The 23320-nt window shown below is 38.9% G+C and carries 16 protein-coding genes and 1 pseudogene; 15 read left to right on the top strand and 2 right to left on the bottom strand.

Annotated features, from left to right (window positions below; all coding sequences use genetic code 11):
* Nucleotides 1-2: 2 nt before the first annotated feature.
* The 8 genes and pseudogenes from PL11201_RS14040 (at nt 3) to PL11201_RS14075 (ending at nt 13598) form a co-directional block, all read left to right on the top strand.
* Nucleotides 3-1247: an MFS transporter gene (locus PL11201_RS14040; protein WP_079679525.1), complete on the top strand. Its 1245-nt coding sequence runs from the start codon at nt 3-5 to the stop codon at nt 1245-1247.
* Nucleotides 1248-1268: 21 nt separating this feature from the next.
* Nucleotides 1269-2888 (top strand): apolipoprotein N-acyltransferase, encoded by a 1620-nt coding sequence (gene lnt, locus PL11201_RS14045; protein ID WP_079679526.1) that lies wholly within the window; start codon nt 1269-1271, stop codon nt 2886-2888.
* Between the two features lie 137 nt (nt 2889-3025).
* The gene (locus tag PL11201_RS14050; RefSeq protein ID WP_079679527.1) at nt 3026-4126 is read left to right on the top strand and encodes a hybrid sensor histidine kinase/response regulator; all 1101 of its coding nucleotides are present in this window, start codon (nt 3026-3028) and stop codon (nt 4124-4126) included.
* Nucleotides 4127-4189: 63 nt separating this feature from the next.
* Nucleotides 4190-8746 carry a PAS domain S-box protein gene (locus PL11201_RS14055; RefSeq protein WP_079679528.1) on the top strand — a complete coding sequence of 1519 codons (4557 nt, stop codon included), beginning with the start codon at nt 4190-4192 and terminating at the stop codon, nt 8744-8746.
* Complete coding sequence (locus PL11201_RS14060) at nt 8739-9746, top strand: ABC transporter substrate-binding protein (protein WP_079679529.1); 1008 nt, start codon at nt 8739-8741, stop codon at nt 9744-9746. Before PL11201_RS14055 ends, PL11201_RS14060 begins: the two co-directional genes overlap by 8 nt.
* Complete coding sequence (locus tag PL11201_RS14065) at nt 9743-11434, top strand: sensor histidine kinase (protein ID WP_079679530.1); 1692 nt, start codon at nt 9743-9745, stop codon at nt 11432-11434. Before PL11201_RS14060 ends, PL11201_RS14065 begins: the two co-directional genes overlap by 4 nt.
* A gap of 142 nt (nt 11435-11576) precedes the next feature.
* Nucleotides 11577-12556, top strand: a pseudogene (locus PL11201_RS14070) (ISAs1 family transposase).
* Nucleotides 12557-13007: 451 nt separating this feature from the next.
* Entirely contained in the window at nt 13008-13598 is a 591-nt protein-coding gene (locus tag PL11201_RS14075) for a hypothetical protein (RefSeq protein ID WP_144017756.1), read from the top strand.
* A 10-nt stretch (nt 13599-13608) separates the two neighbouring features.
* Here the strand turns inward: PL11201_RS14075 and PL11201_RS14080 are convergent, their stop codons facing one another.
* A complete protein-coding gene (locus PL11201_RS14080; RefSeq protein ID WP_079679532.1) occupies nt 13609-14487 on the bottom strand; it encodes a hypothetical protein in 879 nt (292 codons plus the stop codon).
* 219 nt (nt 14488-14706) lie between these two features.
* On the opposite strand from PL11201_RS14080, the gene PL11201_RS14085 reads away from it, so the two are divergent.
* The 5 genes from PL11201_RS14085 to PL11201_RS14105 all read left to right on the top strand — a co-directional run bounded on the left by PL11201_RS14085 (nt 14707) and on the right by PL11201_RS14105 (nt 20030).
* A complete protein-coding gene (locus PL11201_RS14085; RefSeq protein ID WP_079679533.1) occupies nt 14707-15591 on the top strand; it encodes an MBL fold metallo-hydrolase in 885 nt (294 codons plus the stop codon).
* 78 nt (nt 15592-15669) lie between these two features.
* On the top strand, nt 15670-16731 hold the full coding sequence (locus PL11201_RS14090) for a bifunctional riboflavin kinase/FAD synthetase (protein WP_079679534.1): 1062 nt from the start codon (nt 15670-15672) through the stop codon (nt 16729-16731).
* A 93-nt stretch (nt 16732-16824) separates the two neighbouring features.
* Nucleotides 16825-17733: an AAA family ATPase gene (locus tag PL11201_RS14095; RefSeq protein ID WP_079679535.1), complete on the top strand. Its 909-nt coding sequence runs from the start codon at nt 16825-16827 to the stop codon at nt 17731-17733.
* 511 nt (nt 17734-18244) lie between these two features.
* Nucleotides 18245-19159 (top strand): HindIII family type II restriction endonuclease, encoded by a 915-nt coding sequence (locus PL11201_RS14100; protein WP_079679536.1) that lies wholly within the window; start codon nt 18245-18247, stop codon nt 19157-19159.
* 7 nt (nt 19160-19166) lie between these two features.
* Nucleotides 19167-20030, top strand: a complete 864-nt coding sequence (locus tag PL11201_RS14105) for a DNA-methyltransferase (protein ID WP_079679537.1) — start codon at nt 19167-19169, stop codon at nt 20028-20030.
* Here PL11201_RS14105 and PL11201_RS14110 read toward each other — a convergent pair.
* The gene (locus PL11201_RS14110) at nt 20027-21052 is read right to left on the bottom strand and encodes an ABC transporter permease (RefSeq protein WP_079679538.1); all 1026 of its coding nucleotides are present in this window, start codon (nt 21050-21052) and stop codon (nt 20027-20029) included. The genes PL11201_RS14105 and PL11201_RS14110 overlap by 4 nt on opposite strands.
* 576 nt (nt 21053-21628) lie before the next feature.
* Here PL11201_RS14110 and petC point away from each other — a divergent pair.
* Nucleotides 21629-22168, top strand: coding sequence for a cytochrome b6-f complex iron-sulfur subunit (petC, locus tag PL11201_RS14115; RefSeq protein ID WP_079679539.1), 540 nt, complete (start codon nt 21629-21631; stop codon nt 22166-22168).
* A 129-nt stretch (nt 22169-22297) separates the two neighbouring features.
* Nucleotides 22298-23254 (top strand): cytochrome f, encoded by a 957-nt coding sequence (gene petA / locus PL11201_RS14120; protein ID WP_369821843.1) that lies wholly within the window; start codon nt 22298-22300, stop codon nt 23252-23254.
* Nucleotides 23255-23320 lie beyond the last annotated feature (66 nt).

The raw sequence follows: 23320 nt of genomic DNA on the forward strand, positions 1-23320 counted from the left end.
TTTTGAACACTTTTCGCAGCTTTGATCCCAAACGTCAACGCAGTTTACTGGCTTTATTTATCGCAGGTTTATGTTTCTGGACAGGGATAACCACACTATTACCAACCCTACCATTATATATTGAATCTCTGGGCGGAACCACACAACAAATTGGTTGGGTCATGGGGGCTTTTGCCTTGGGTTTATTGCCGTCTCGATTTTGGTTTGGCCCCTTGGCCGATCGCAAAAGTCGCAAATTAGTCTTATTAATCGGAACCCTAGTGGGGACTATCGCACCTTTAGGATATCTGTTTGCGGAGTCTATCCCCGTACTACTGAGTTTACGGGCCTTTCATGGGGTGAGTGTCGCCGCATTTACCATCGGTTACAGTGCCTTAGTTGCCGATATTGCCCCCGTTGAACGCCGGGGAGAAGTAATTGGATATATGAGTTTAGTGGCTCCGATTGGGATGGCGATTGGCCCGGCGGTGGGGGGATCAATGCAAGCGATGGTGGGGTATGACCCGATCTTTTTATCGAGTAGCGGATTTGCGTTTTTAGCATTTTTAGGGATTTGTCAAGTTTGGGAACCCCAACACAATAAATCAACAAAAAAAGTGGTTTCTACTTCTTTATTAGAAAAGGGTTTATGGTTGTTCAAAATGTTATGGAGTCCCCCTTTAAGGGTTCCCGCTTTTGTGATGTTAATGGTAGGTTTAATCTTTGGAACTTTAGTCACATTTTTGCCTTTAGCGGTGAAGGAATCGGGGTTGAATTTTAATGCGGGATTATTTTATAGTACCGCCGCGATCGCTAGTTTTTTAATTAGAATTCCTACGGGTCGAGCTTCTGATCGTTATGGTCGAGGTTTGTTTATTACTGGGGGATTAATTTGTTATTTTTTAGCGATGTTACTCCTATCAAAAACTATGCACAGTAATATTATTTTATTGGCGGCATTACTCGAAGGAATGGGGGCGGGGGTTGTGCTTCCGATGATGATCACCTTAATTACTGATCGATGTTTACCGGAACAACGGGGTCAATTTTTCTCCTTATGTTTAACCGGATTTGACGTGGGAATTGCCGTTGCTGGCCCTATTTTTGGCATCTTTGCCGAACAATTAGGATATTCAGTTATGTTTGCCTTAGATGCGGGTTTAGCTTTAATTGCTTTAATTGCTTTCGCTACTTTTTCTAGTAAAACAATTCCCCTTTCTTTCAAATTTGCTTTGGGTCAAGCCAAGGATATTTATAGTTTAAATTAATCCTAGATCGGGTCATCATTTATGAAAAAACAAGAACTGATTGCGCCTTTATTATTAACAGCAATGGCTGGGGTTTTAATGGGTATTGCTGCGGAACCCTGGGGACTGTGGGGGTTAGCTTGGGTAGCATTAGTTCCTTTATGGGTTAATGTTTTATCGAATTTTATCCCCCCTAAACCCCCCCTGTTCATGGTGGGAAGTTTGGCGGTATTTAAAACTCCCTTAATATTAGCTTTAGTTTGGGGAATCGGCTATTACGGAACCGCCTTATTTTGGATTACCGGAATTCATCCGATGACCTGGTTAGGAGTTCCCTGGTTAGCCAGTTTAGCCATTACTATATTTTGTTGGAGTTTTCTCACCCTTTGGGGCGGTGCTTTGGTGATAATTTGGACGGGATTATTTGTGATTTTATCGGATCAATTAGCTCAAAGATTCTCTAAGATTTCCCTAGCCTTAGCCCGAGTTTTAATTGCAACGGTTTTATGGTGTGGGTTAGAATTTTTGTGGAGTTCTACGGCGTTATGGTGGTCTTCTTTATCCTATACTCAAAGTTTTGGGAATTTAATTATTTTGCACCTAGGTCAAATTTCTGGCCCCACAACTATTACCGCCACCTTATTAATTGTGAATGGGTTAATAGCAGAAAGTTTTATTTTAAATCGGGATAAATATTATTCTCAGACTCAAGATCAAAAATCCTATTTATTATTGATTTTAGCGGTATTGTTTTTGATTGCTGCTCATGGATTAGGGTTGATTCTATATAGCATTCCTTCACAAAAAAATCCAGAACAGGCGTTAAAAGTAGGAATTATTCAAGGAAATATTGCTAATGAAGTTAAATTAAATTATTCGGGATTTCTACAAGCCTTAAATGGCTATACAACCGGATATATTACCTTAGCTAATCAAGGAGTAGACTTGGTACTCACCCCAGAAACCGCCCTACCTTTTTTCTGGACTGACTCGAATCAACGACAAAATAGTTCTTTTTATCAAGCCGTTTTACAGCAAAAAGTTCCGGCTATTGTGGGAAGTTTTGCCTTGAAAAAAAATGGATATACGAATAGTTTATTTTCCATGGATGGGGAAGGAAATATTATTGGTCAATATGATAAAGTTAATTTAGTTCCTTTGGGAGAATTTATCCCCTTTAGTGAAGTTTTAGGCAGATTTATCAGAAAATTATCTCCCTTAGAAGCTACATTAATTCATGGAAAACCCACTCAACAATTCCAGACCCTTTTCGGTCAAGCCACCGTCGGAATTTGTTATGATTCAGCCTTTGCAGATCATTTCCGCCGCCAAACCCTCCAGGGGGGAGAATTTTTGATTACGGCTTCTAATGATGCTTACTATTCCGTCGCAATTTTAGCTCAACATCATGCCCTCGATGTGATGCGAGCGATTGAAAATCATCGTTGGACAATTCGGGCTACAAATACAGGATATTCAGCCTTTATTGACCCCCATGGAAGGACTCAGTGGATTTCCAATCAGAATACCTATCAAGTCTATGCTGATACAATTTATCGCGATCGGACTCAAACCCTTTATGTCCGTTGGGGGGATTGGCTAATGCCTGTATTATTAATGGTAGGGACAATCCTATTTTTAGTTAAGATTGACCATTTTTGATGAATTTAATTCATACCAATAACTATAGCAACCCGCGCCGAGGTTGTAATATTTTAATACTAATATGAAACAATCAGAAATATTACTCGGTGTTCCCTGTTACCTTTTCAGCCTAACAACTCAAATAAGATTGCTATATGATTAAGTCTGATTCAATTCTAATTGTGGATGATGAACCGGATGTCTTCGATGTTTTCGAGGGAATTTTATTCCGAGAAGGATATCAACTCCATTATGCTTCCAATGGATTTGAGGTATTTAAATTTTTAGAATCCAGTTTACCGGATCTGATTTTATTAGATGTGATGATGCCCGATATTGATGGTGTGGATATCTGTCGCAAAATCAAACAAATTCCGGCATGGCAACCAATTCCTATTATTATGATCACGGCACTGAATTCTAAAGAAACCTTAGCTCAATGTTTAGAAGCTGGGGCAGAAGATTTTATTGGAAAACCGGTTAGTGCCTTAGAAGTTAGAGCTAGAGTTCGTTCAATGCTCCGACTCAAAAAACAGCATGATGAGTTAGAAAAGTCTCAACAAAAACTAGAACAATTGCTGCAATTACGCGAAGATATGACCTATACTATTATTCACGATCTGAGAAATCCCATATTTGTAATTTCATTAACTTGTGAACTTCTAAACTTAACTAATTTAACAGAAAAACAATCCCAAAAAATCAATCAAATTGCCACTTCAGGACAGCAGTTAAACAAACTAATTGATTCCTTACTACTGATGGCAAAACTCGAATCAGGGAAGGAATTACTGAATCCTAAACCGGTAAATTTATCTCTGATGGTTGAAGCCGTTGTTGATGAGTTTGAAGCTCAAGTTATTAAAAAGAAAATTAAAATTAATACTATAATTCCCCAGGTACAAAGGTTTGTGATTGCTGATTATGATTTAATTAAGCGAGTATTAGAAAATTTACTGGATAATGGGATTAAATTTTCCCCTTCCAATAGTGAAATTTTAATAGAAGTTGAATATCCAATTGATCAAAATACTGTTAAGGTTCACTTTCAAGATTCAGGAAATGGTGTAAAAGATGAACTCAAACAAAGCATTTTTAAAAAATATGAAACGGGTCAACGCTTTGAAGGTGTGGCTCAAACTGGGTTAGGACTAGCATTTTGCAAAATGGTGATTGATGCCCATCATGGCTGTCTTTCAATTACCGATAATCAACCAAAAGGATCGATTTTTACCATTGAACTAAAAGCGAAATAATCAGTTAAAAGTAATCAGTTAACAGTTATCGGTTTACTACCTATTACCCAAAATCTTAATTTTATGTCTAATAATTCTGATAATTATTTTGTTTCTCCTTTACAGAAGGCTATCACGACCGATCCTTTGACTGTGACCCCAGAAACCATATTAATTGATGCGATCGCAATTTTTAACCAATCTCAAACCACCTGTTTATTAACTCCTAATTCCTTGGCAATCAGTCAGGGTAAAACCTGTATAATTATTACTGTAGATCATCGACCTGTGGGAATATTAACCCATCGAGATATTGTGCGTTTAATTGCTCGACGAGTTGATCTACAAAATTTGACCGTAGGCGCAGTCATGACCCAACCGGTGATTACCCTTCAAGAGACAGAATTTACCCATTTAAGTACAACTTTAAACCTATTACAACAGCATAATATTCGTCATTTACCCCTGGTAAATACCCAGGGTAAATTAGTCGGTTTACTCAGCCATCGAGATTTAAAAAATTCCCTAGAACCGACGGATTTATTGAAACTAAGAACCATTGAGGAGGTGATGAATTCAACCGTTGTACAAGCACCCGCTACAATTTCTTTATTAAAATTAGCGGAATTAATGAATTCTGCTCTGGTTAGTTGTGTCGTTTTAGTTGAGGAAAGAATTGACAATCAAGAACGATTTAAAATTCCGGTGGGTCTGATGACGGAAGGAGATATTCTCAAGTTTCAAGCCTTAGATTTAGATTGGAATTTAGAGGCTCAAACCGTCATGACTACCCCCCTATTTTGCCTCAAACCCAATGATACATTATTAGCGGCTCATCTGTTAATGCAGCAATACAATATTCATCGAATCCCGATTGTGGGCGATCGCGGGGAACTGCTTGGTATTATTACTCCAACGAGTATTTTACAAGCCATTAACCCGATTGATTTATTAGAATTAGTAGATTTATTACGACAAAAAATTAATCATTTAGAAGCAGAAAAAGTGCAATTACTTCAAATTCAAAATACCAAACTTGAAGAAAAAATTCAGGGACGCACAGAGGCTTTAAAACGCGCAAATCAACGACTACAAGCGGAGATCCAAGAACGAAGTTTGATTGAATCAAAAATAGCGTTACAGGCTTCCCTTTTAGAGCAGGTCAAAAATGCTATTATTGCGACAGATTTAGAGGGAACTATCATTTATTGGAATCACTATGCTCAAACTTTGTATCAGTGGACAGCCGAAGATGCCCTAGGTAATAATATTATTGATTTTGTTGTTCCTCTGGATCAACAAAATTTAGCCGAGGAAATTGTTTATGAAGTTATCAACACAGGATATTGGGAAGGAGAATTTACCACCTCGCGTAAAGATAGTAGCACTTTACCAATTCATGTTTTTGATACCTTAATTCGAGATCGGGAGGGAAATCCCATGGGTTTAGTGGGAATTAGTTTTGATATTAGCGAACGGAAAAAAGCCGAACAACAATTACACCAACAAGTTCAACGGGAGCGGCTATTTTACCAAACCGCCCTCCATATTCGTCAATCTTTGAATTTAACGGATATTCTGAATAATGCCGTGGTGGATATTCGAGAAATTCTCCATTGTGATCGGGTTTTAGTCTATGAATTTGATTCGACATTTAATGGAACAATTGTGGCAGAATCCGTGGGAGAGGGCTGGACTTCATGCTTAGGGATGTATTTAGAAGATACTTGTTTTAAAACCCGAGGTGCTTTTCATTGTTTAAAGGGTAAAAAAACCGCTATTAATAATATTGAAGAAGCAAATTTATCAGAATGTTATCAACAATTCTTAACTCAATTTCAGGTTAAAGCCAATTTAGTCGTTCCAATTTCAATTCAAGATCATAATCAAGAAAATGGGAATTTTATTTGGGGATTATTAATCGCCCATCAATGTTTTTCTCCTCGCAATTGGCATTCGAGTGAATTAGAATTATTAGATGAAATTGCGGTGCAACTTTCTATTGGTATTCAACAATCCCAGCTTTATCAAAAGGCTGAAACAGAAATTCAGGAACGACAAAAAATTGAGCAAGAATTAAGACTTTTGAATCAAGAATTAGAAACTAGAATTTTGGATCGAACGGCTAAATTAGAGCGTCAAGAACGCAAATCCCGTCTCTTTGCAGAAATCGCTTTAAAGATTCGTCAATCTTTAGATATTGACCAAATTTTACAAACTACTGTTACAGAAGTTCAAAATATTTTAGGGTGCGATCGCCTGTTAATTTATCGAGTTTTTGACAATGGGACAGGAAAAACGATCGCAGAAAGTGTATTACCTGGATGGGATTCGATTCTCAATTTTGACTTTCCTGAAGAAGTTTTTCCCCTAGAATATCAACAACTTTATTCTAATAGAACCGTAAAAGCCATTGCAAACATTCACCAACAATATCAAGATATTACCCCCTGTTTAGTTGAATTTTTACAAGCATGGAAGATTAAAGCAAAATTGATTGTTCCGATTATTCAAAATCATAGTTTTTGGGGATTTATGATTGCTCATCAATGTGTTTCCCCGCGAAAATGGACGGATTTTGAGATTGAACTGATGCGAGAAATTGCCGATCAAGTGGGTGTGGCTTTAGAACAAGCTCAATTAGTAGAAACCCTGCGAGAACGAGAACAATTTATTGAAAGTATTGCCGATAGTAGTCCTAATATTTTATATCTCTACGATGTAGAGCAGAATCGCAGTATTTATAATAGCCGATCCTTAACGACCATTTTAGGATATACCTCGCTAGAATTATCGATAATAGGGGATAACTTTTCAATCCTTTTTCATCCTGATGATCAAGAAACAGTCATTAAACACCTAGAAGAAACGGCTCAAATGAGTGATCGAGAGATTAGTTATGTTGAATATCGCATCCAGCATAAAAATGGAGAATGGTTATGGTTTTCGAGTCATGCTACTGTATTTAAACGAGATTCATCGGGGAACACCCAACAAATTTTAGGCGTGGCTCAAAATATTAGCGATCGCAAACAGGCTGAAGATAATCTTAAACGTCAATTGGCGGCGGTAGAGGCTTCTATTGATGGAATTTCTATTTTAAAAAATGAAGAATATATTTATGTTAATAATGCCCACTTAAAACTATTTGGTTATAGTAATCCCGAAGAATTATTAACTAAAAATTGGCGAGTTCTTTATACATTGGATGTGGTAAAATGGTTTGAAAAAGATATATTTCCCCTGTTACAACAACAAAAATTCTGGCGGGGAGAAACCATCGGTTTAAGAAAAGATGGCACAACTTTTAATCAAGAAGTTTCCTTTACCGTTACAGAAGATGGGGATTATATTTGTATTTCTCAAGATATTAGTGAACGTCAAGCTGCCTTATATGAACGCCAACAAGCTGAAATTCAACTGCGTCAAACCAATGAACAATTAGCGATCGCCAACGCCGAACTTGCCATGGCTTCCCGTCTCAAGGATGAATTTCTAGCCAATATGAGTCACGAACTTAGGACTCCCCTCAACTCAATTTTAGGAATGTCAGAAGTCCTACAGGAACAAACCTTTGGAGAACTCAATGAACAACAAAATCAAGCACTAAGGCTAATTTATAGAAATGGAAAACACCTACTCGAACTAATTAACGATATTCTCGATCTCTCCAAAATTGAAGCCGGAAAATTAAACCTAGAATGCTCTCCCGTTTCTGCTAATGAACTTTGTCAACACAGTTTAAGTTTTGTCAAACAACAGGCCTACCAAAAAAATATTCGACTCAGTTATCAAATTGAAGACGTCACCGAAGCCCTGAATGTAGATGAACGTCGAATGCGTCAGGTTTTAATTAATTTGCTCAATAATGCGGTAAAATTTACCCCCGAGGGTGGACAGGTGCGCCTGGAAGTCAGGGGAGATCCTGATGAAAAAAAAGTTCGTTTTTCTGTAATTGATAATGGCATTGGCATTGCTCTCGAAGATCAAGCGCAATTATTTCAAGTCTTTGTTCAAATTGATAGCCGTTTATCCCGACGTTATGAAGGCACAGGTTTAGGATTAGTGTTGGTAAAAAAATTGGTGGAAATGCACGGGGGGACAGTTACCCTCGATAGCCAACCCGGAAAAGGCAGTTGCTTTACCGTTGCCCTACCTTGGACTCAGGCCCCGTGGGGAGAATCTCTGAGGTTAACTCCAGCCGAACTTTTGGATAGATCAGCCCTGTCTTGGATCGCTCCGAGTGGGTCAAAACGTCCTCTAATTCTGCTGGCTGAAGATAATCCCGATAATATTCAGACCTTGCTTAACTACTTACAAGCTAAGGGGTTTGATTTGGAAGTGGCTAGAAATGGGATCGAAGCAGTTCAAAAAGCGAATAGTTTACATCCAGATTTGATTTTAATGGATATTTCCATGCCAGAAATAGATGGTTTGGAAGCCATGCGCCAGATTCGGGCTGATCCACAAATGGCCACCCTACCGATAATTGCCTTAACAGCCTTCGCGATGGCCGGGGACAGGGAACAATGTTTGGCTGCCGGGGCAAATGAATATCTGCCTAAACCCGTACAAATCCGGCAGTTAGTTCAGTTGATTCAGAATTTTCTATTTGAAAGTCAGAGGAATTTCCATGAATAATCGTACAATTTCAGCCAAAAAATCCCTGATCCATTTCTTTTCCCTGGGCATTTTAATCTGTATCAGTTTGGGAATATTAATCAGTTGTTTTGAACAACCGATAACTCCCCTGCTTGTAGGCGTTAATAATTGGCCGGGTTTCGCCCCTTTATATTTAGCCGAGCAGTTGGGTTACTATCAAAATAGTTCGATTCATATTGTTGATTATCCCTCTACAACCGAAGTTAGTAGCGGGCTGCGTAGTGGGAATTTACAAGCAGGAGGGATGAGCATTGATGAAACCTTAATCCTGGCGGAAACCTTTCCAGAGGTTCGGGCAATTATGTTGATAGATGTATCCAATGGTGCAGATGTAATCCTGGGGAAACCGGAGTTAAAAACCCTAGCAGATATTAAAGGAAAAAAAGTCGGGGTGGAAAACACCGCATTAGGGGCTTATATACTGAGTCGGGGACTCGATAAAGCGGGACTTTCTCTACAGGATATTACTGTTGTTTCCCTGGGTTACTCGGAACATGAAGCCGCGTTTAAACAGGGTGAAGTTGATGCTGTTGTTACCTTTGAACCGGTTCGGTCTAACTTACTGGCAACGGGTGCTAAAGTCTTATTTGATAGCAGCAAAATACCGGGGGAAGTAGTGGATATGTTGGTGGTACGTCAGGATATCTTAGAAACTCAATCTAAGAATTTAGAGCAGTTGGTGCGGGGCTGGTTTATGGCATTAGATTATTTCAAAAAAGAACCGGAAAATGCGGCTGAAATTATGGCAAAACGGGGAGGAATCACAGCGAAGGAATTTTTGTCTTCTCTGAAACTATTGAGTTTTTTTACACCCATAGAAAATAAAAAACTTCTCTCCCAAACCGATCCGAGTCTGGTTAATTCTGCTAAAAAATTATCTAAATTAATGCAAAACAAGGAACTACTACAGTCAAATATAGATTTTTCATCTTTGTTAGATGCTCGTTTTTTCACTCAATTGAATCAATCTAATCCATGAAACGTTTTGCTTTTAGTCTACCTCTGCGCATTACTATTCCCAGTTTACTTCTATTTTTAAGTAGTGGACTAGGTTTCTGTAGTTTTATAACAGAAGTAAACGCAACCTACAAACGTCAGGAAAATAGAGTTTTAGAACAGGCAGATTTTTATAGTGAAAAAACTGTTACCCTCTTAGAATTTGTTTTACGACGGGCTAACATGGATAGTAAAAGTTTAGATGGGGCAAAGCTGGTGATTGGTGAAATGGGAGAAGAACCTAACTTAAAATTATCAGCTTTCTTAGATGAAAATAATGTTGTTGTTTTTTCCAATTATTATCAATTACAACAAAAACCCATAATTAATACAAGTTTTTCCTATCTTTACCCCCAGATTCAAAAGGCTAAACAAACCAAAGTTAGAGAAAAAGTTTGGTCAGATAATCAGCTAATTTTAAAGGTGATTACCCCGGTCATACTTCCCCCCAAACCCAATCAATTGCGTCCTCAAGTGGGAACTCTACTCTCAATTTATGATCTGACTCAAATCAAAAAACAAGCCTATCGAGATGCTTTAAACCGTTCTTTACAAATGAATGCAGTGGTACTGATTATTTGTTTATTAGTGTGGTTATTTTTTGAATTAACTTTAACCAAAAGAGTCTCGCGGTTAGTATTAGTTAGTCAGAATTTAGCTCAGGGAAATTTAAGCGATCGCAGCCGTCTTGAAGGGTCAGATGAATTAGCTCAAATTTCTGCGGCTTTTGATCAAATGGCGGAGAAAATTGAACAGGATACCTATATTTTACAGGAATCTCAAATCGAATTACAACAAAAAGCCACCGAATTAGAAAAAGCTCTCACCCAACTCAAACAAACTCAAGCTCAATTATTACAAAGTGAAAAAATGTCTAGTTTGGGACAATTAGTAGCTGGAATTGCCCATGAAATTAATAATCCAGTGAGTTTTATCTTTGGCAATATCACCTATGCTAAAGAATACACAGATAGCTTACTGAATTTAATTTCATTGTATCAAACCTATTATTCCCAACCTGTCACAGAAATTCAAACCGAAATTGATGATTTGGATTTAGAATTTTTGGAATCTGATTTACAGAAAATTTTCCAGTCCATGCGAGTTGGAAGTCAAAGAATCGCTGATATTGTCCTATCCTTGCGTTCATTTTCCCGTTTAGATGAAGCCGATATTAAAACCGTTGATTTACATGAAAATCTGGATAATACCCTGATGATTTTAAAGCATCGTCTCAAAGCCCAAGCGTCTCGACCGGAAATTAAAGTGATCAAAAATTATGGAAAGATTCCCTTAATTCACTGCTATGTTGGTCAACTGAATCAAGTCTTTATGAATATTTTTATGAATGCTATTGATGCCCTAGAAACAGCCCAAAAAAACAGCCCGCCACAAATTTCTATTCATACAGATATCCTGACTGATTCAGAACAAAAACAATGGGTAAAAATTGAAATTTCTGACAATGGTTTGGGAATGATTGAAACCGTTCGCAGTAGAATTTTTGAACCATTTTTCACCACTAAACCCGTCGGTCAAGGCACCGGAATGGGTTTAGCCATTAGTTATCAAATTATTGTGGAAAAACATCAAGGTCAACTCCTATGCACCTCTACACCCGGAGAGGGGAGTACCTTTGTGATCAGCTTACCCGTAATCAGTCATCAGTAATCAGTTATAGCAGGGATCAGGGGGAGCAGGGGGGTCAGGGGGAGCAGGGCAGGGCTGTTTCAAAGTCGGGTGAAAAAGAGTAAAGAAAGAGCGATAGCCACCTGATAAAATGGAAAGCGATCGCCATTTTTTCTAAAAAAAGATGCTAACGAGTTTAATAGAAAATTTAAAAAAAGTCAAGGACTTCAGAAAAAGTCAGGGAAAAAGGTATGAGTTATGGGAAGTGCTATTTCAACAATAAGAAGGGTAATGAGAGGAGTAGATGAGAAAGATTTAAGTAAAATAGTAAAAGAATGGTCAAGAGATAATTCTCCTAAATTAAAGGGAATAGAGGGATTAGCAATAGATGGAAAAAGTTTAAGAAGTACGGTAAAAGACCCCGGAAATCAGCAGCAAAACATGGGAATAATGGTATCTATATTTAGTCAAGAAACAGGATTAGTATTAGCGACGGAAAAGTTCGAGAGTAAAACCGGTTCAGAACAAGCTGTAGCCCAAAGGATGATAGGAGAATGTGGTCTAAAAGGAAAGTTGATAACTGCGGATACGTTACATTGTAATGTCACCACAGTCCGAAAGATTATCGAGAGTGAAAACGATTATTTAATTGCGGTTAAGAAGAATCAAATCAAACTGTATAATCAAATCGAAAAAATCATAAAAACGACGAAAGCTGAAAGTATAGATACTCAAAAAGAGCGGGGTCATGGACGAGAAATAACTCGTCGGGTATCAGTGTTTAAAAAATCAATAAAAATTGAAAGCCTTTGGGAACATATTCAAAGTATAATTCAGGTAGAACGGTGGGGATACAGAGGAAAAAAGTCTGATAAAGAAACGGTTTATTATATAAGTAGTATCTGGGAAAAGGCAGAATTTTTTTCCCAAAAGATTAAAGGGCATTGGGGGATTGAAAATCAAGTTCATTGGGTAAAAGATGTGTTATTTAAAGAGGATAGTATGAAAATTCATCAAGTACGAGCGGCGACTAATTTGGCATTGCTCAACACCCTAGGATTGAATATTTTCAGAGGTTTAGGATTTTTATCAATAACAGAGGGAAGAAGGTGGTTAGGAAATCAGTGGGAGAAATTAGTGGCTATCTCTTCATCCCCAAGTTAAGAATAGAGCGATTAGTTTAGGAAAAATAGAGAAAAATCACAAACGTAAGTCTTACTCCGTAGGGAATAGGAATATTTATGCTATTTAGATAACTATTTCATATAATTAATATTATATAGCCCTTATAGGAAATATTAATTCTTCCGAAAATAGCTATTATGTTTGAGAATTATGGCTAAAAAGTAAGCTATAATTTTCAAACATGAAACAGCCCTGCCCTGCTCCCCCTGCTCCCCCTGCCCAATCTTCCCGATTCCCCCTCAGAACCTTTGTAGGATCTTGTTAATCCTAAACCAGTGTTTGCAAATCATCTCCACTTGTTTATAATAGGGGGTGATACCCCTCATGGGTTAAGCCCATCTTTTTGTGAATGTCCTCCCAAAAGATAGTAGTTTGACACCAGAATGGTCGAATCAACCCTGTAGTATCACTAATTTGGTTGTGGGTCACTATGAAAAATCTTATGATAGACGAAGACTTTCCGGCGGTTGATGGAATTGGGCTCTTTGAGTTAAAAAATCCTATTAATTCTGAGTTTAATTCTACTGAAATTACGGTTTATCCTCAACGGGAAGAACTTAATTTAGAGCAAGAACTTACCATTAAAACCTCAACAAAAATTAGGTTAGCCTTAGAAGAATTATATTGTTTTGAAGTGATCGAAAATCAGTTTCAACATTGGGGCATTACTTTTAAAAATGCGATCGCTCTCCAACCGTCTAATCCAGCTTTTGTGATTAAACCCACAACCACTGTAATCATGGGTGCGCCCAAAGGGGGACATTTAGAAATCAACTTTAAATATCCCGTTCAGAAAGTCTGTGGAATGGTTACCAGTTCTAGTGCTACGGTTTTATCAGCTTATGATATCGAAGGTAAAAAAGTAGCAGAAACCGGAATGAGCGTTTCCCATCATATGAGTTCTGATGCTCTTAACTTCCCTAATGCTCAACTAAAACTAAGTGGTTGTAATCTTAAAAAAGTTACCTTTGGAACCTTTGATGGTCAATTAATTTTACATCATTTTCGAGTTGAATTTTAAAGTTTAATTTCTAAGAATAATTTTTGTAATCCTGTTGCAGAATTTGTAACCCTTCTAATAGGGCTTCACGGACGATGGGTTCATTTTCTTGATATAACATCAACTGAAAATACTCAACAATATGAGTCTGATCAATTTCTTGAAAGAACTCTATGGGCGGTAAGGGTTGCCAACGTTTAGCTTCTAATAGTAACTGTGGATTTCCCGAATGTTGGGGAAAATTTTTAAAAGCTGTGGTGAGTTGACGCACAGCAATCAAGCGTTTTAGGCAATTCTCTTGGGTTAAATCTCCTAACCATCGGTTAAGTTGAGATTTACCTATATTGAATTTTTGTTGATACCATTGCCAGATAATAAAGATTAAAATTCCCAGAATACCTAAATTCTGCCCAATCAGACTTAAAGCCATTTCTGGACTCTGGGAGCTTGTCCAAATCGATAAAGAAATATACAGGAATATACAGGAACTTACCCCACTTCCAAAGGCAAATAAAAATTGACGTTGAGACCTTTCTAGTCTTCGATACCAGTCCCATTGGTTGAGGTTAACGGGAAGTTCCCTGTGACGGTAAACCCAACTCATCACCAGCGCACCGAAAGCGGTTGAAAATAAAAGTTTACTATTCCACCAGCCCCAAATTCCGAATAGAATTAGGAAAAACAACCAACTTCTCAAACGTTGATACCGACGGCGGCTCAATCTTTTTCTGGGTTGAACCCGGTGAAAATATGGAAGTAGGGATGTAGCGAGGAAAGACTTAGAAGAATTGACCTTTGCATCCCTGGAATATAATAGTGTTTGAACTTGATGCCGGAGTTGCTGAGTCCCGATTGATAGGCTAATCCGAATTAGCTCAAGATGATCAAGGGTTTTACTGAGTTTATCCATTCTGACGATCCCAAGTTAAGTCTTGTGTTTTGTGATCTCAAGTTTGAGCTAAAATTAAAATGGCATTATGGATATTTTATGGCATTTTGTCACATTAGCTAATATTGATCCGAGATAAACTTACATCTCTATCGGTTACGATTAAGTTTTCCAGCCAAAACTTAATTATAATCAACCTAACCCACTCAATTGCCTAACTCCAACTAGCAATTAACACCTATGTCTAATTTACAAAACCAATTTACGGTTCACTTTTGGGGAGTCAGAGGGAGCATCGCTTGTCCGGGGTCGGAAACGGTGCGCTACGGTGGAAATACTCCCTGTGTTGAAATGCGAGTGGGCTCAGAACGGTTGATTTTTGATGGGGGTACGGGTTTACGAGTTCTCGGACAATCTTTGCTGTCTCAAATGCCTGTAACCGGGCATTTATTTTTTAGTCACTATCATTGGGATCATATTCAGGGATTTCCATTTTTTGTTCCCGCTTTTATTAAAATTAATACTTTTTATATTTATGGTACGATTGCCCCCGATGGTTCAACGGTGCAGCATCGTTTGAATGATCAAATGCTCCATCCTAATTTTCCGGTTCCTTTACAAATTATGGGAGCAGATTTAAAGTTTGTTGATATTAATGTGGGCAAGTCGATTGAAATTGGGGATGAAGTTGTGGTGGAAACGGCCCTATTAAACCATCCGGGGGAAGCGGTGGGCTATCGCGTCAATTGGCGAAATTATGCCGCGGCCTATGTCAGTGATACGGAACATTTTCCCGATCGCCTAGACGAAAATGTGTTATTTTTAGCTCGGAATGCGGATGTTTTAATTTACGATGCTACCTATACGAATGAAGAATATTATGCTGAAAAAACCAGTAAGGTGGGATGGGGGCATTCAACTTGGCAAGAAGCGGTCAAAATAGCCAAAGCTGCCAAGGTGAAACGGTTAGTGATTTTCCATCATGACCCCCTGCATAATGATGATTTTATGGATAAAACCGGGGAACAGGTGGCCGAACAGTTTCCGAATAGTTTAATCGCCAGGGAAGGATTATCGATTCAGTTAAGTTCTCCTTCCAATTCTATTCCTCCTCTCTCCCATTAAGTCTAACTCTAGGGTTGATTTCACAAAATTTTCTGACCTGGCGATCGCCAATTTCAAAATTATGTCAAAATGTGAAGTGTGTGGATAACATCATCGCTCGATACCATATTAACGCCCACTGCCGTTGCTTTAGGAAACTTTGATGGCTTACATCGGGGCCACCAACAGGTGATTCAGCCGATTTTAAGTGTAAGGCCGCCAATTGATTCCCGACCACGGACAGAGATGCTTTTAGCTAACCCCGTCGCCCATTTGACGCGGGATACATTCCTATTGGATAGTAATTTGGGAGAATCGGAACTCGGTTATAGTACGGTCGTCACCTTTCATCCCCATCCTCAAGAATTTTTTACAGGTCAACCCAAAAAGTTACTCACTCCCCTAGATGAAAAAGCGGAATGGTTGAAAAGAATGGGGGTAAAACAGTTAGTTTTATTACCGTTTGATGAACAAATGGCGGCTTTATCTCCAGTAGAATTTGTGGAAAAGATTTTAATTCAAAAGTTACAACCTAATTATATTAGTGTGGGGATTGATTTTCACTTTGGGAAAAAACGGGCTGGAACTGTTAAGGATTTAGAAAAAATTGCCACAAATTATGGAATTAAGGTACAAACGGTTCCTTTATATTTATGTGAAAACGGCGAGCGAATTAGTAGTTCAGAAATTCGTATATCCTTAGAACAAGGTGCGATTATTCGAGCCAATCAGTTATTAGGCAGATCCTATCATGTAGTTGGGTCGGTGGTTCAGGGTCAACAGTTGGGACGAACTATCGGATTTCCCACTGCTAATTTACAATTACCCCCGGAAAAATTCTTACCTCGCTATGGGGTTTATGCCGTAAAAGTATCGGAAATGGGGATGAAATCACTCACAGAAACCGGAGGTGATGCTAATTTTGAGTTAGTGAATCATCCGGGGGTGATGAATATTGGCTGTCGTCCAACGGTCGCAGGTCAAAAAGTCACCGTGGAGGTTCATCTGTTAGATTGGTCGGGGGATTTATATGGTAAAACCTTAAATGTTAGCCTAGAAGAATTCCTGCGACCAGAACAGAAATTCTCCTCTTTAGAAGCCCTCAAAACTCAAATTAAGGCGGATTGTTTACAAGCTAAGGAAATACTAGACCCAATGTAGAGACGAGCCACGGCGCGTCTGGTCTTTCTCTCTTTCACCCAGGATTATAATTGACATCATTGCATTTTGTCTTACTATCAATAAAAATATCCCATGAAACAAAGAATTGAACATCTAAAACAAAATTTAAGCCGGACAATTGTAGGCAAAGAAGACGCTATTCGGTTAACGTTAGTCGCGTTATTAGCCGGGGGTCATGCCTTATTAGAAGATGTTCCGGGTGTGGGTAAAACCTTACTCGCAAAATCCCTAGCCCGTTCGATAGCAGGACAATTTCATCGGATACAATGTACACCGGATTTATTACCTACAGATATCACCGGAACTAATATTTGGAATCCCCGCACTGGGGAATTTGAATTTTTACCCGGGCCGATTTTTACTAATATTTTATTAACCGATGAAATTAACCGGGCGACACCTCGAACTCAGTCGGCATTATTAGAAGTAATGGAAGAAAGACAAGTCACCGTTGATGGGGTTTCTCGGTTAGTTCCTAAACCGTTTTTTGTCATCGCAACTCAAAACCCCATTGAATATCAAGGAACCTTTCCCTTACCCGAAGCCCAAATGGATAGATTTTTATTATCCTTAACTTTAGGATATCCCAGCGAAGCGGAAGAATTGCAAATGTTACAACGGTTATCGGATGGGATAACGGTAGATGATTTAAAACCTTGTATTTCTCAGGATGAGGTATTAGAAATTCAAAATTGGTGTCGTCAAATTAAGATTGAAACCCCATTACAACAGTATATTCTAAATTTAGTTAGAGCTACAAGAGAATCAGATGAAATCACTTTAGGAGTGAGTCCTCGGGGTGCTATTTCTTTACATCGAGCCACTCAAGCCTTAGCCTTTTTATTAGGTAGAGATTATGGCACACCGGATGACGTTAAATACTTAGCGCCCCATGTCTTATCCCATCGTTTAATTCCGGCGGGGGGAAGGCGGGCAAAAACAATTATTGAACAGTTATTAAGGACAATTACCATACCCTAGTAGTGAGCCCTTCAGGGCTCTCTAGGATGCGCTTAAGCGCAACAACAGATTATCCCCAAAAGCTCAAATTTATTGAGCTTTAAACTCATGAATTGAGACTAATTTAATCCGGGTGTCTGACGATTCTCTGGGCTAAATCGCCGAAAATCGCCAGATTTTCTATGCGCTATATATAGCGTAATTGCGTAAGTCCTGATAAAGTTGAATCTCCCTAGGTTGACTTTCCATAATGATCATTATCGCGATCGCTCATCCCCCATTTTATCAAAACTATCCATTTTTGAGGCAAATTTTGAGATCTAATTTCTGTGTTGATAACAAAAGCGAGTTATTTTAGATAAGAATCTAAAATAACGAAGATTGACGCGAACTAGCTCTTATAGTTTGGTTTATATATTATTGACAGGAAATTAAATATCAGGTATAATTAGGAGTACCTGTTGATAGCACCAATACGAAATAAATATTGAGTTAGCTATTCAGAGTTACATGGAAAGTATAAAGGATATTTGTGGAAAAATTGATAAGTAAAATTGCAATTAATAGGCGGACTCAATGGGTTGAAAAGATTCAACAATTGAGTGGTAAGTTTAGTGATTATTATGAGAATTTAAAACAAGATCTTAGTAATGAAATAAAACAAGAGGGAGTTTCAGCCCTTATTGATCACTTGCGTCTTTGCGGAAATATTCCAGAGTTGTATGCCCATGATTCCAGTGAAGAAAAATTATATGCAAAATATACTGACTCATTGTTGGCTGAAGTATTTAAAGCTGTAGGTCTAAGAAGTCACGTTATAACAGAAAGAGCAGATGCAGCAGATGTCGAAGTTTTTGCTAAATCCTATAGTTTTGTAGCAGATGCAAAGTCTTTCCGACTTAGTAGAACTGCTAAAAACCAAAAGGATTTTAAAATCCAGAACATGGATCGCTGGAAGCATGGTAAAAACTATGCCATGGTGGTTTGTCCAATTTATCAATTGCCAAACCAATCTAGCCAAATTTATGAACAATCTAGCTCAGTAAATGTGTGCATATTTACATACTCTCATTTAGCTATGTTGCTTCGATTTTCTCTAGTTCAAAAAGAACCAAATATAGAAAATATCATTCAAGAAGTATTCCAAATAATTACAACCTTAAATCCATCTAAAAATGCGTCTAATTATTGGCTTGCCGTCAATAAAACCATCTTAAATTCTTCCCAAATCATAGAAAATCTATGGAAAGAAGAAAAGCAAGCAGCCGTTGAGTCTATTGAGGTTGCGAAACAAGAAGCTCTCAAATTTCTTGCCGATGAAAGAGAGAAAATAATGCGGATGACCCATGAAGAAGCTCTGCGGGAACTTATAAAAGTTTATAAAATTGAAAATAAAATCAAAATAATCAACTCTGTCACAGATAGCAAAATTCTTGAAATCAGGTAACTAATCAATGAGTATAACTGAATTTATTAATAAAATAGTTCAAGGAGATTGTATAGAAGTGATGAAAAACTTCGAGAATGACTGTATTGATATGGTCTTAACGTCCCCTCCTTATGATAACCTGAGAAAATATAAAGGTTTTGTCTTTCCCTTTGAAGATATTGCTAGAGAACTATACCGTGTAATTAAACCAGGAGGCGTTATAGTTTGGGTGGTTGCTGACGCCACGATTGAGGGAAGTGAAACCGCAACTAGCTTTAAACAGGCGATCTTTTTTAAAGAAATTGGTTTCAATCTTCATGATACCATGATTTTTAGAAAAAGAAATCCTATTCCTCAAATTTATCGACGGAGATATAGTAATGAATTTGAATATATGTTTGTTTTTAGTAAAGGTCAGGTTGCCACCCATAACGCCCTAATGGTAGACTGTTTGCACGCCGGATTAGAACTGAATGGCACAACCTATAAAAATTATTCAAAAGATGATCAAAAACGTTCAAAAATGGCAAAACCTGTAAAGAATCAAAAAATTAAAGGGAATATTTGGGAATATGTGGTGGGAAAAAATCTCGAAGATCAAGAAGCAAAAAATCACCCCGCGCCCTTTCCCTGTGAATTAGCTCGGGATCATATTTATTCTTGGTCAAATACTGGGGATTTAATTCTTGATCCGATGTGTGGAAGTGGGACAACTTGCAAAGTTGCTCAACAAATGGGGAGAAATTTTATTGGGATTGATATGAGTCCAGAATACTGTGAAATGGCGAGAAATCGGATTGAAAAATTCGATGGATTCCAGTTGCAATTGCCCCTAGATTCCATCGAATTGAATCAAAATTCTATTCCGTCATCACCCCAATTGTCCTAATATCTAATTCTCGGATCAATACAGGCATTCAGAACATCAATTAGAATACTCGCAACCACAACAATTGCCGCAAAAAAGACAACAATTCCCTGCACTGTGGGATAATCTCGGAAACTAATGGCTTCATATAACCGATTAGCTAATCCCGGCCAAGAAAAGGTTACTTCCGTTAAAATTGCGCCCCCTAATAACGCTGCAAAAGTTAAACCTAACACCGTAATTACCGGAATCATGGCATTTTTTAAAGCATGGGCTAAAACAATTCTTAATTCGGGAATTCCTCTAGCTCTAGCCGCTTCCACATAATCCGCTTTTAAGGTTTGTTTGAGGTTAACTCGCACAATTCTTTCAAAAATACCACTTAATAATAACCCCAAGGTTAAAGAAGGTAAACAGAGGTAATAAAGTGCGACTCCTAACTGCATTAAATTTCCTGTAAATAAACTATCCAAGGTATATAAACCACTCCAACCTTCAGGAGTAGGAATAGTCACCGGAAATCGAGTGCCCAGGGGAAACCAACCCAACTGCACGGCAAAAATTAATTGCAACAACATCCCCGCCCAAAAAGGCGGAATTGCATAGGTAATAATTCCGAATAAACGGCCCCCCGTGTCCCAAATCGTATCGGGATGGGACGCCGCCACCGCCCCCACGGTAATTCCCACGGCCAAGGCCACGATCATGCTAAATAAAGCCAGTTCAACCGTTGCGGGAAAGTGATTTTGAATAATTTGCCAAACCGTTTCCCCGCGACTGGTCAGGGAGGTGCCCAAATCCAGATGCAGGAGTTTCCCCATATAATCAAAATATTGTTGCGACAGGGAACCATTTAACCCCAATTGCGATCGCAGGGCTTCCTTGGCGGCGGCCGGAGCCCTGGGGCCAAGAATTGCATCCACCGGGTCACCAGGCGTGGCGCGTAACAGCAAAAAAACCACCGTGGTAATTGTCCACAACATTAAAGGGGCTAATAGTAAACGACTAAAAACGTAATATTGTAAAGCTTTAGAACGAGACATAATCGACTAAAAATCACTTTATACTTATAGTAAAGCCTCTGGATCAATAAACTTACAATTCACCCAAAATAAAAAATAATTACCCTATTACAGTGAGGGAGGAGGGAGATAGTCAATATTTGCCAAAGCAAAATTTAGCATTTCTTCTGCCCGATCTATTGTTTGTAATGTGTCCATGTACAAAAGCAATTAGACAAAAGGTTTTCTTCAAAAATCGAACTCGTGCATCGTCAATAATATATTTAAATATCCGTTTTTAAAGCTAAAATTTATTGAGCTTTAAAACTCATGAATTGAGACTAATTTAATCCCGCTTGCGGGACGGAAACGCGTCCCAAATGAAATAGAGCCTCCGGCCCATTCTGACTTTCAATTATAATAATCCCGCTTGCGGGACTGAAACAAAGGAAGACACCCAATAAACATGGGCGCAAATAATGTGATAATGCTTATTGAAGGAAGATCGGGCTTGCCGTCATTCAATCGAGTGAGTCAGATGTTCAACTAAATTCAGTAGATTAACGGCTTCTTTGCCCAGTATATAAGTAACAATCACACAGACAAGCTGCGTCAGTTATGACTCAAATTTCAGTAACCTCCGATGCTCCCAGTATGGGGCGTCGTCAATTCATGAACTTACTGACCTTCGGTACAGTTACAGGCGTTGCTGTCGGGGCGCTGTATCCGGTGATCAAATATTTTCTGCCTCCTTCTAGCGGTGCGGCTGGTGGTGGCGTCACGGCTAAAGATGCTCTGGGTAACGATGTTATCGTCAGTGAATTTTTATCCAGCCATAAACCCGGCGACCGGGTTTTAGCCCAAGGATTAAAAGGCGACCCCACCTATATGGTGATTGAATCCGATTCCACCTTAGCCGAATATGGAATCAATGCGGTTTGTACCCACTTAGGGTGCGTTGTCCCCTGGAATGCCAGCGAAAACAAATTTATGTGTCCCTGTCACGGCTCTCAATATAACGCCGAAGGCAAAGTTGTTCGCGGGCCAGCACCGTTATCCTTACCCCTGGTTCACGCCACGGTTACGGATGACAAATTGAGCTTTACAACCTGGACAGAAACCGATTTCCGCACGGGTGAAAATCCCTGGTGGTCTTAATAAATTTTAAATTCTAGGATTTTAGATTTTAGATAAATACCTGAAATCTAAACTCTGTGATCATTGATTCTGTTGACTTTAACCAGAAATAGAACATTAGTAATGCAACCAATTGATCAATTAGTAAAAATGCCTCGTTTGCGGGCTTGGAAAATCCTTTGGGTTGCCGTAGCAACGGTTGCTTTCTTCCTAACCAGTGATTTTGCCCTACCCCAGTCAGCGGCGGCCTATCCATTTTGGGCGCAAGAAACCGCTCCCCTAACTCCCCGGGAAGCCACAGGACGGATTGTTTGTGCCAACTGTCACTTAGCCGCAAAATCTACAGAAATTGAAGTTCCCCATTCGGTTTTACCGGATACTGTTTTTAAAGCGGTTGTTAAAATCCCCTACGATACCAACATTCAGCAGGTCACGGCTGATGGTAGCAAAGGTGGTTTAAACGTCGGTGCGGTGTTAATGCTGCCCGAAGGCTTTAAAATTGCTCCTGAAGATCGGATTCCTGAAGAATGGAAGGAAGAAATTGGTGATTTGTACTTCCAACCCTATCGGGAAGATCAAGAAAATGTGGTGATTGTTGGGCCATTACCTGGAGAAGAACATCAAGAAATTATCTTCCCAGTGTTGTCTCCTAACCCCGAAACGGATAAATCCGTTCACTATGGTAAATTTGCTATTCATGTCGGTGGAAACCGAGGTCGCGGTCAAGTCTATCCGGCCGGAAACTCTAGCAATAATACCGTTTATAAAGCCTCTGCTGCTGGAACCGTTACCCAGGTAACAACGGACGCAGAATCGGGTTCTCAAGTGACCATTCAAAAGGCTGACGGTCAAACCGTTGTCGATGAAATTCCCCTTGGCCCTTCTGTGATTGTTTCTGAAGGTCAAACCGTTGCAGTCGGTGATCTGTTAACCAATAACCCCAACGTGGGCGGTTTTGGTCAACATGATACCGAAATTGTTCTGCAAAGTTCTACTCGTGTTACTGGCTTAATTGCCTTTATCGCTTTGGTGATGTTAGCTCAAGTGATGCTGGTGATGAAGAAGAAACAAATTGAGAAAGTGCAAGCGGCTGAAATGAATTTCTAACTTTTGAATCATTTTGATGCTTTCAACCTTTGTAGAGACGTTAAATTTAGCGTCTCTACAACTGTT

Origin of the sequence: Planktothrix sp. PCC 11201 (assembly GCF_900009135.1) — a bacterium.
Taxonomy (GTDB): domain Bacteria; phylum Cyanobacteriota; class Cyanobacteriia; order Cyanobacteriales; family Microcoleaceae; genus Planktothrix.

Excerpts from the sequence above, each read along its gene's own strand:
- PL11201_RS14080 (WP_079679532.1), bottom strand. The coding sequence starts at position 14,487 with ATGGATAAACTCAGTAAAACCCTTGATCATCTTGAGCTAATTCGGATT.
- PL11201_RS14060 (WP_079679529.1), top strand. The coding sequence starts at position 8,739 with ATGAATAATCGTACAATTTCAGCCAAAAAATCCCTGATCCATTTCTTT.
- PL11201_RS14075 (WP_144017756.1), top strand. The coding sequence starts at position 13,008 with ATGAAAAATCTTATGATAGACGAAGACTTTCCGGCGGTTGATGGAATT.
- PL11201_RS14055 (WP_079679528.1), top strand. The coding sequence starts at position 4,190 with ATGTCTAATAATTCTGATAATTATTTTGTTTCTCCTTTACAGAAGGCT.
- PL11201_RS14085 (WP_079679533.1), top strand. The coding sequence starts at position 14,707 with ATGTCTAATTTACAAAACCAATTTACGGTTCACTTTTGGGGAGTCAGA.
- petA (WP_369821843.1), top strand. The coding sequence starts at position 22,298 with ATGCCTCGTTTGCGGGCTTGGAAAATCCTTTGGGTTGCCGTAGCAACG.
- PL11201_RS14110 (WP_079679538.1), bottom strand. The coding sequence starts at position 21,052 with ATGTCTCGTTCTAAAGCTTTACAATATTACGTTTTTAGTCGTTTACTA.
- PL11201_RS14065 (WP_079679530.1), top strand. The coding sequence starts at position 9,743 with ATGAAACGTTTTGCTTTTAGTCTACCTCTGCGCATTACTATTCCCAGT.
- petC (WP_079679539.1), top strand. The coding sequence starts at position 21,629 with ATGACTCAAATTTCAGTAACCTCCGATGCTCCCAGTATGGGGCGTCGT.
- PL11201_RS14050 (WP_079679527.1), top strand. The coding sequence starts at position 3,026 with ATGATTAAGTCTGATTCAATTCTAATTGTGGATGATGAACCGGATGTC.
- PL11201_RS14105 (WP_079679537.1), top strand. The coding sequence starts at position 19,167 with ATGAGTATAACTGAATTTATTAATAAAATAGTTCAAGGAGATTGTATA.
- PL11201_RS14095 (WP_079679535.1), top strand. The coding sequence starts at position 16,825 with ATGAAACAAAGAATTGAACATCTAAAACAAAATTTAAGCCGGACAATT.
- lnt (WP_079679526.1), top strand. The coding sequence starts at position 1,269 with ATGAAAAAACAAGAACTGATTGCGCCTTTATTATTAACAGCAATGGCT.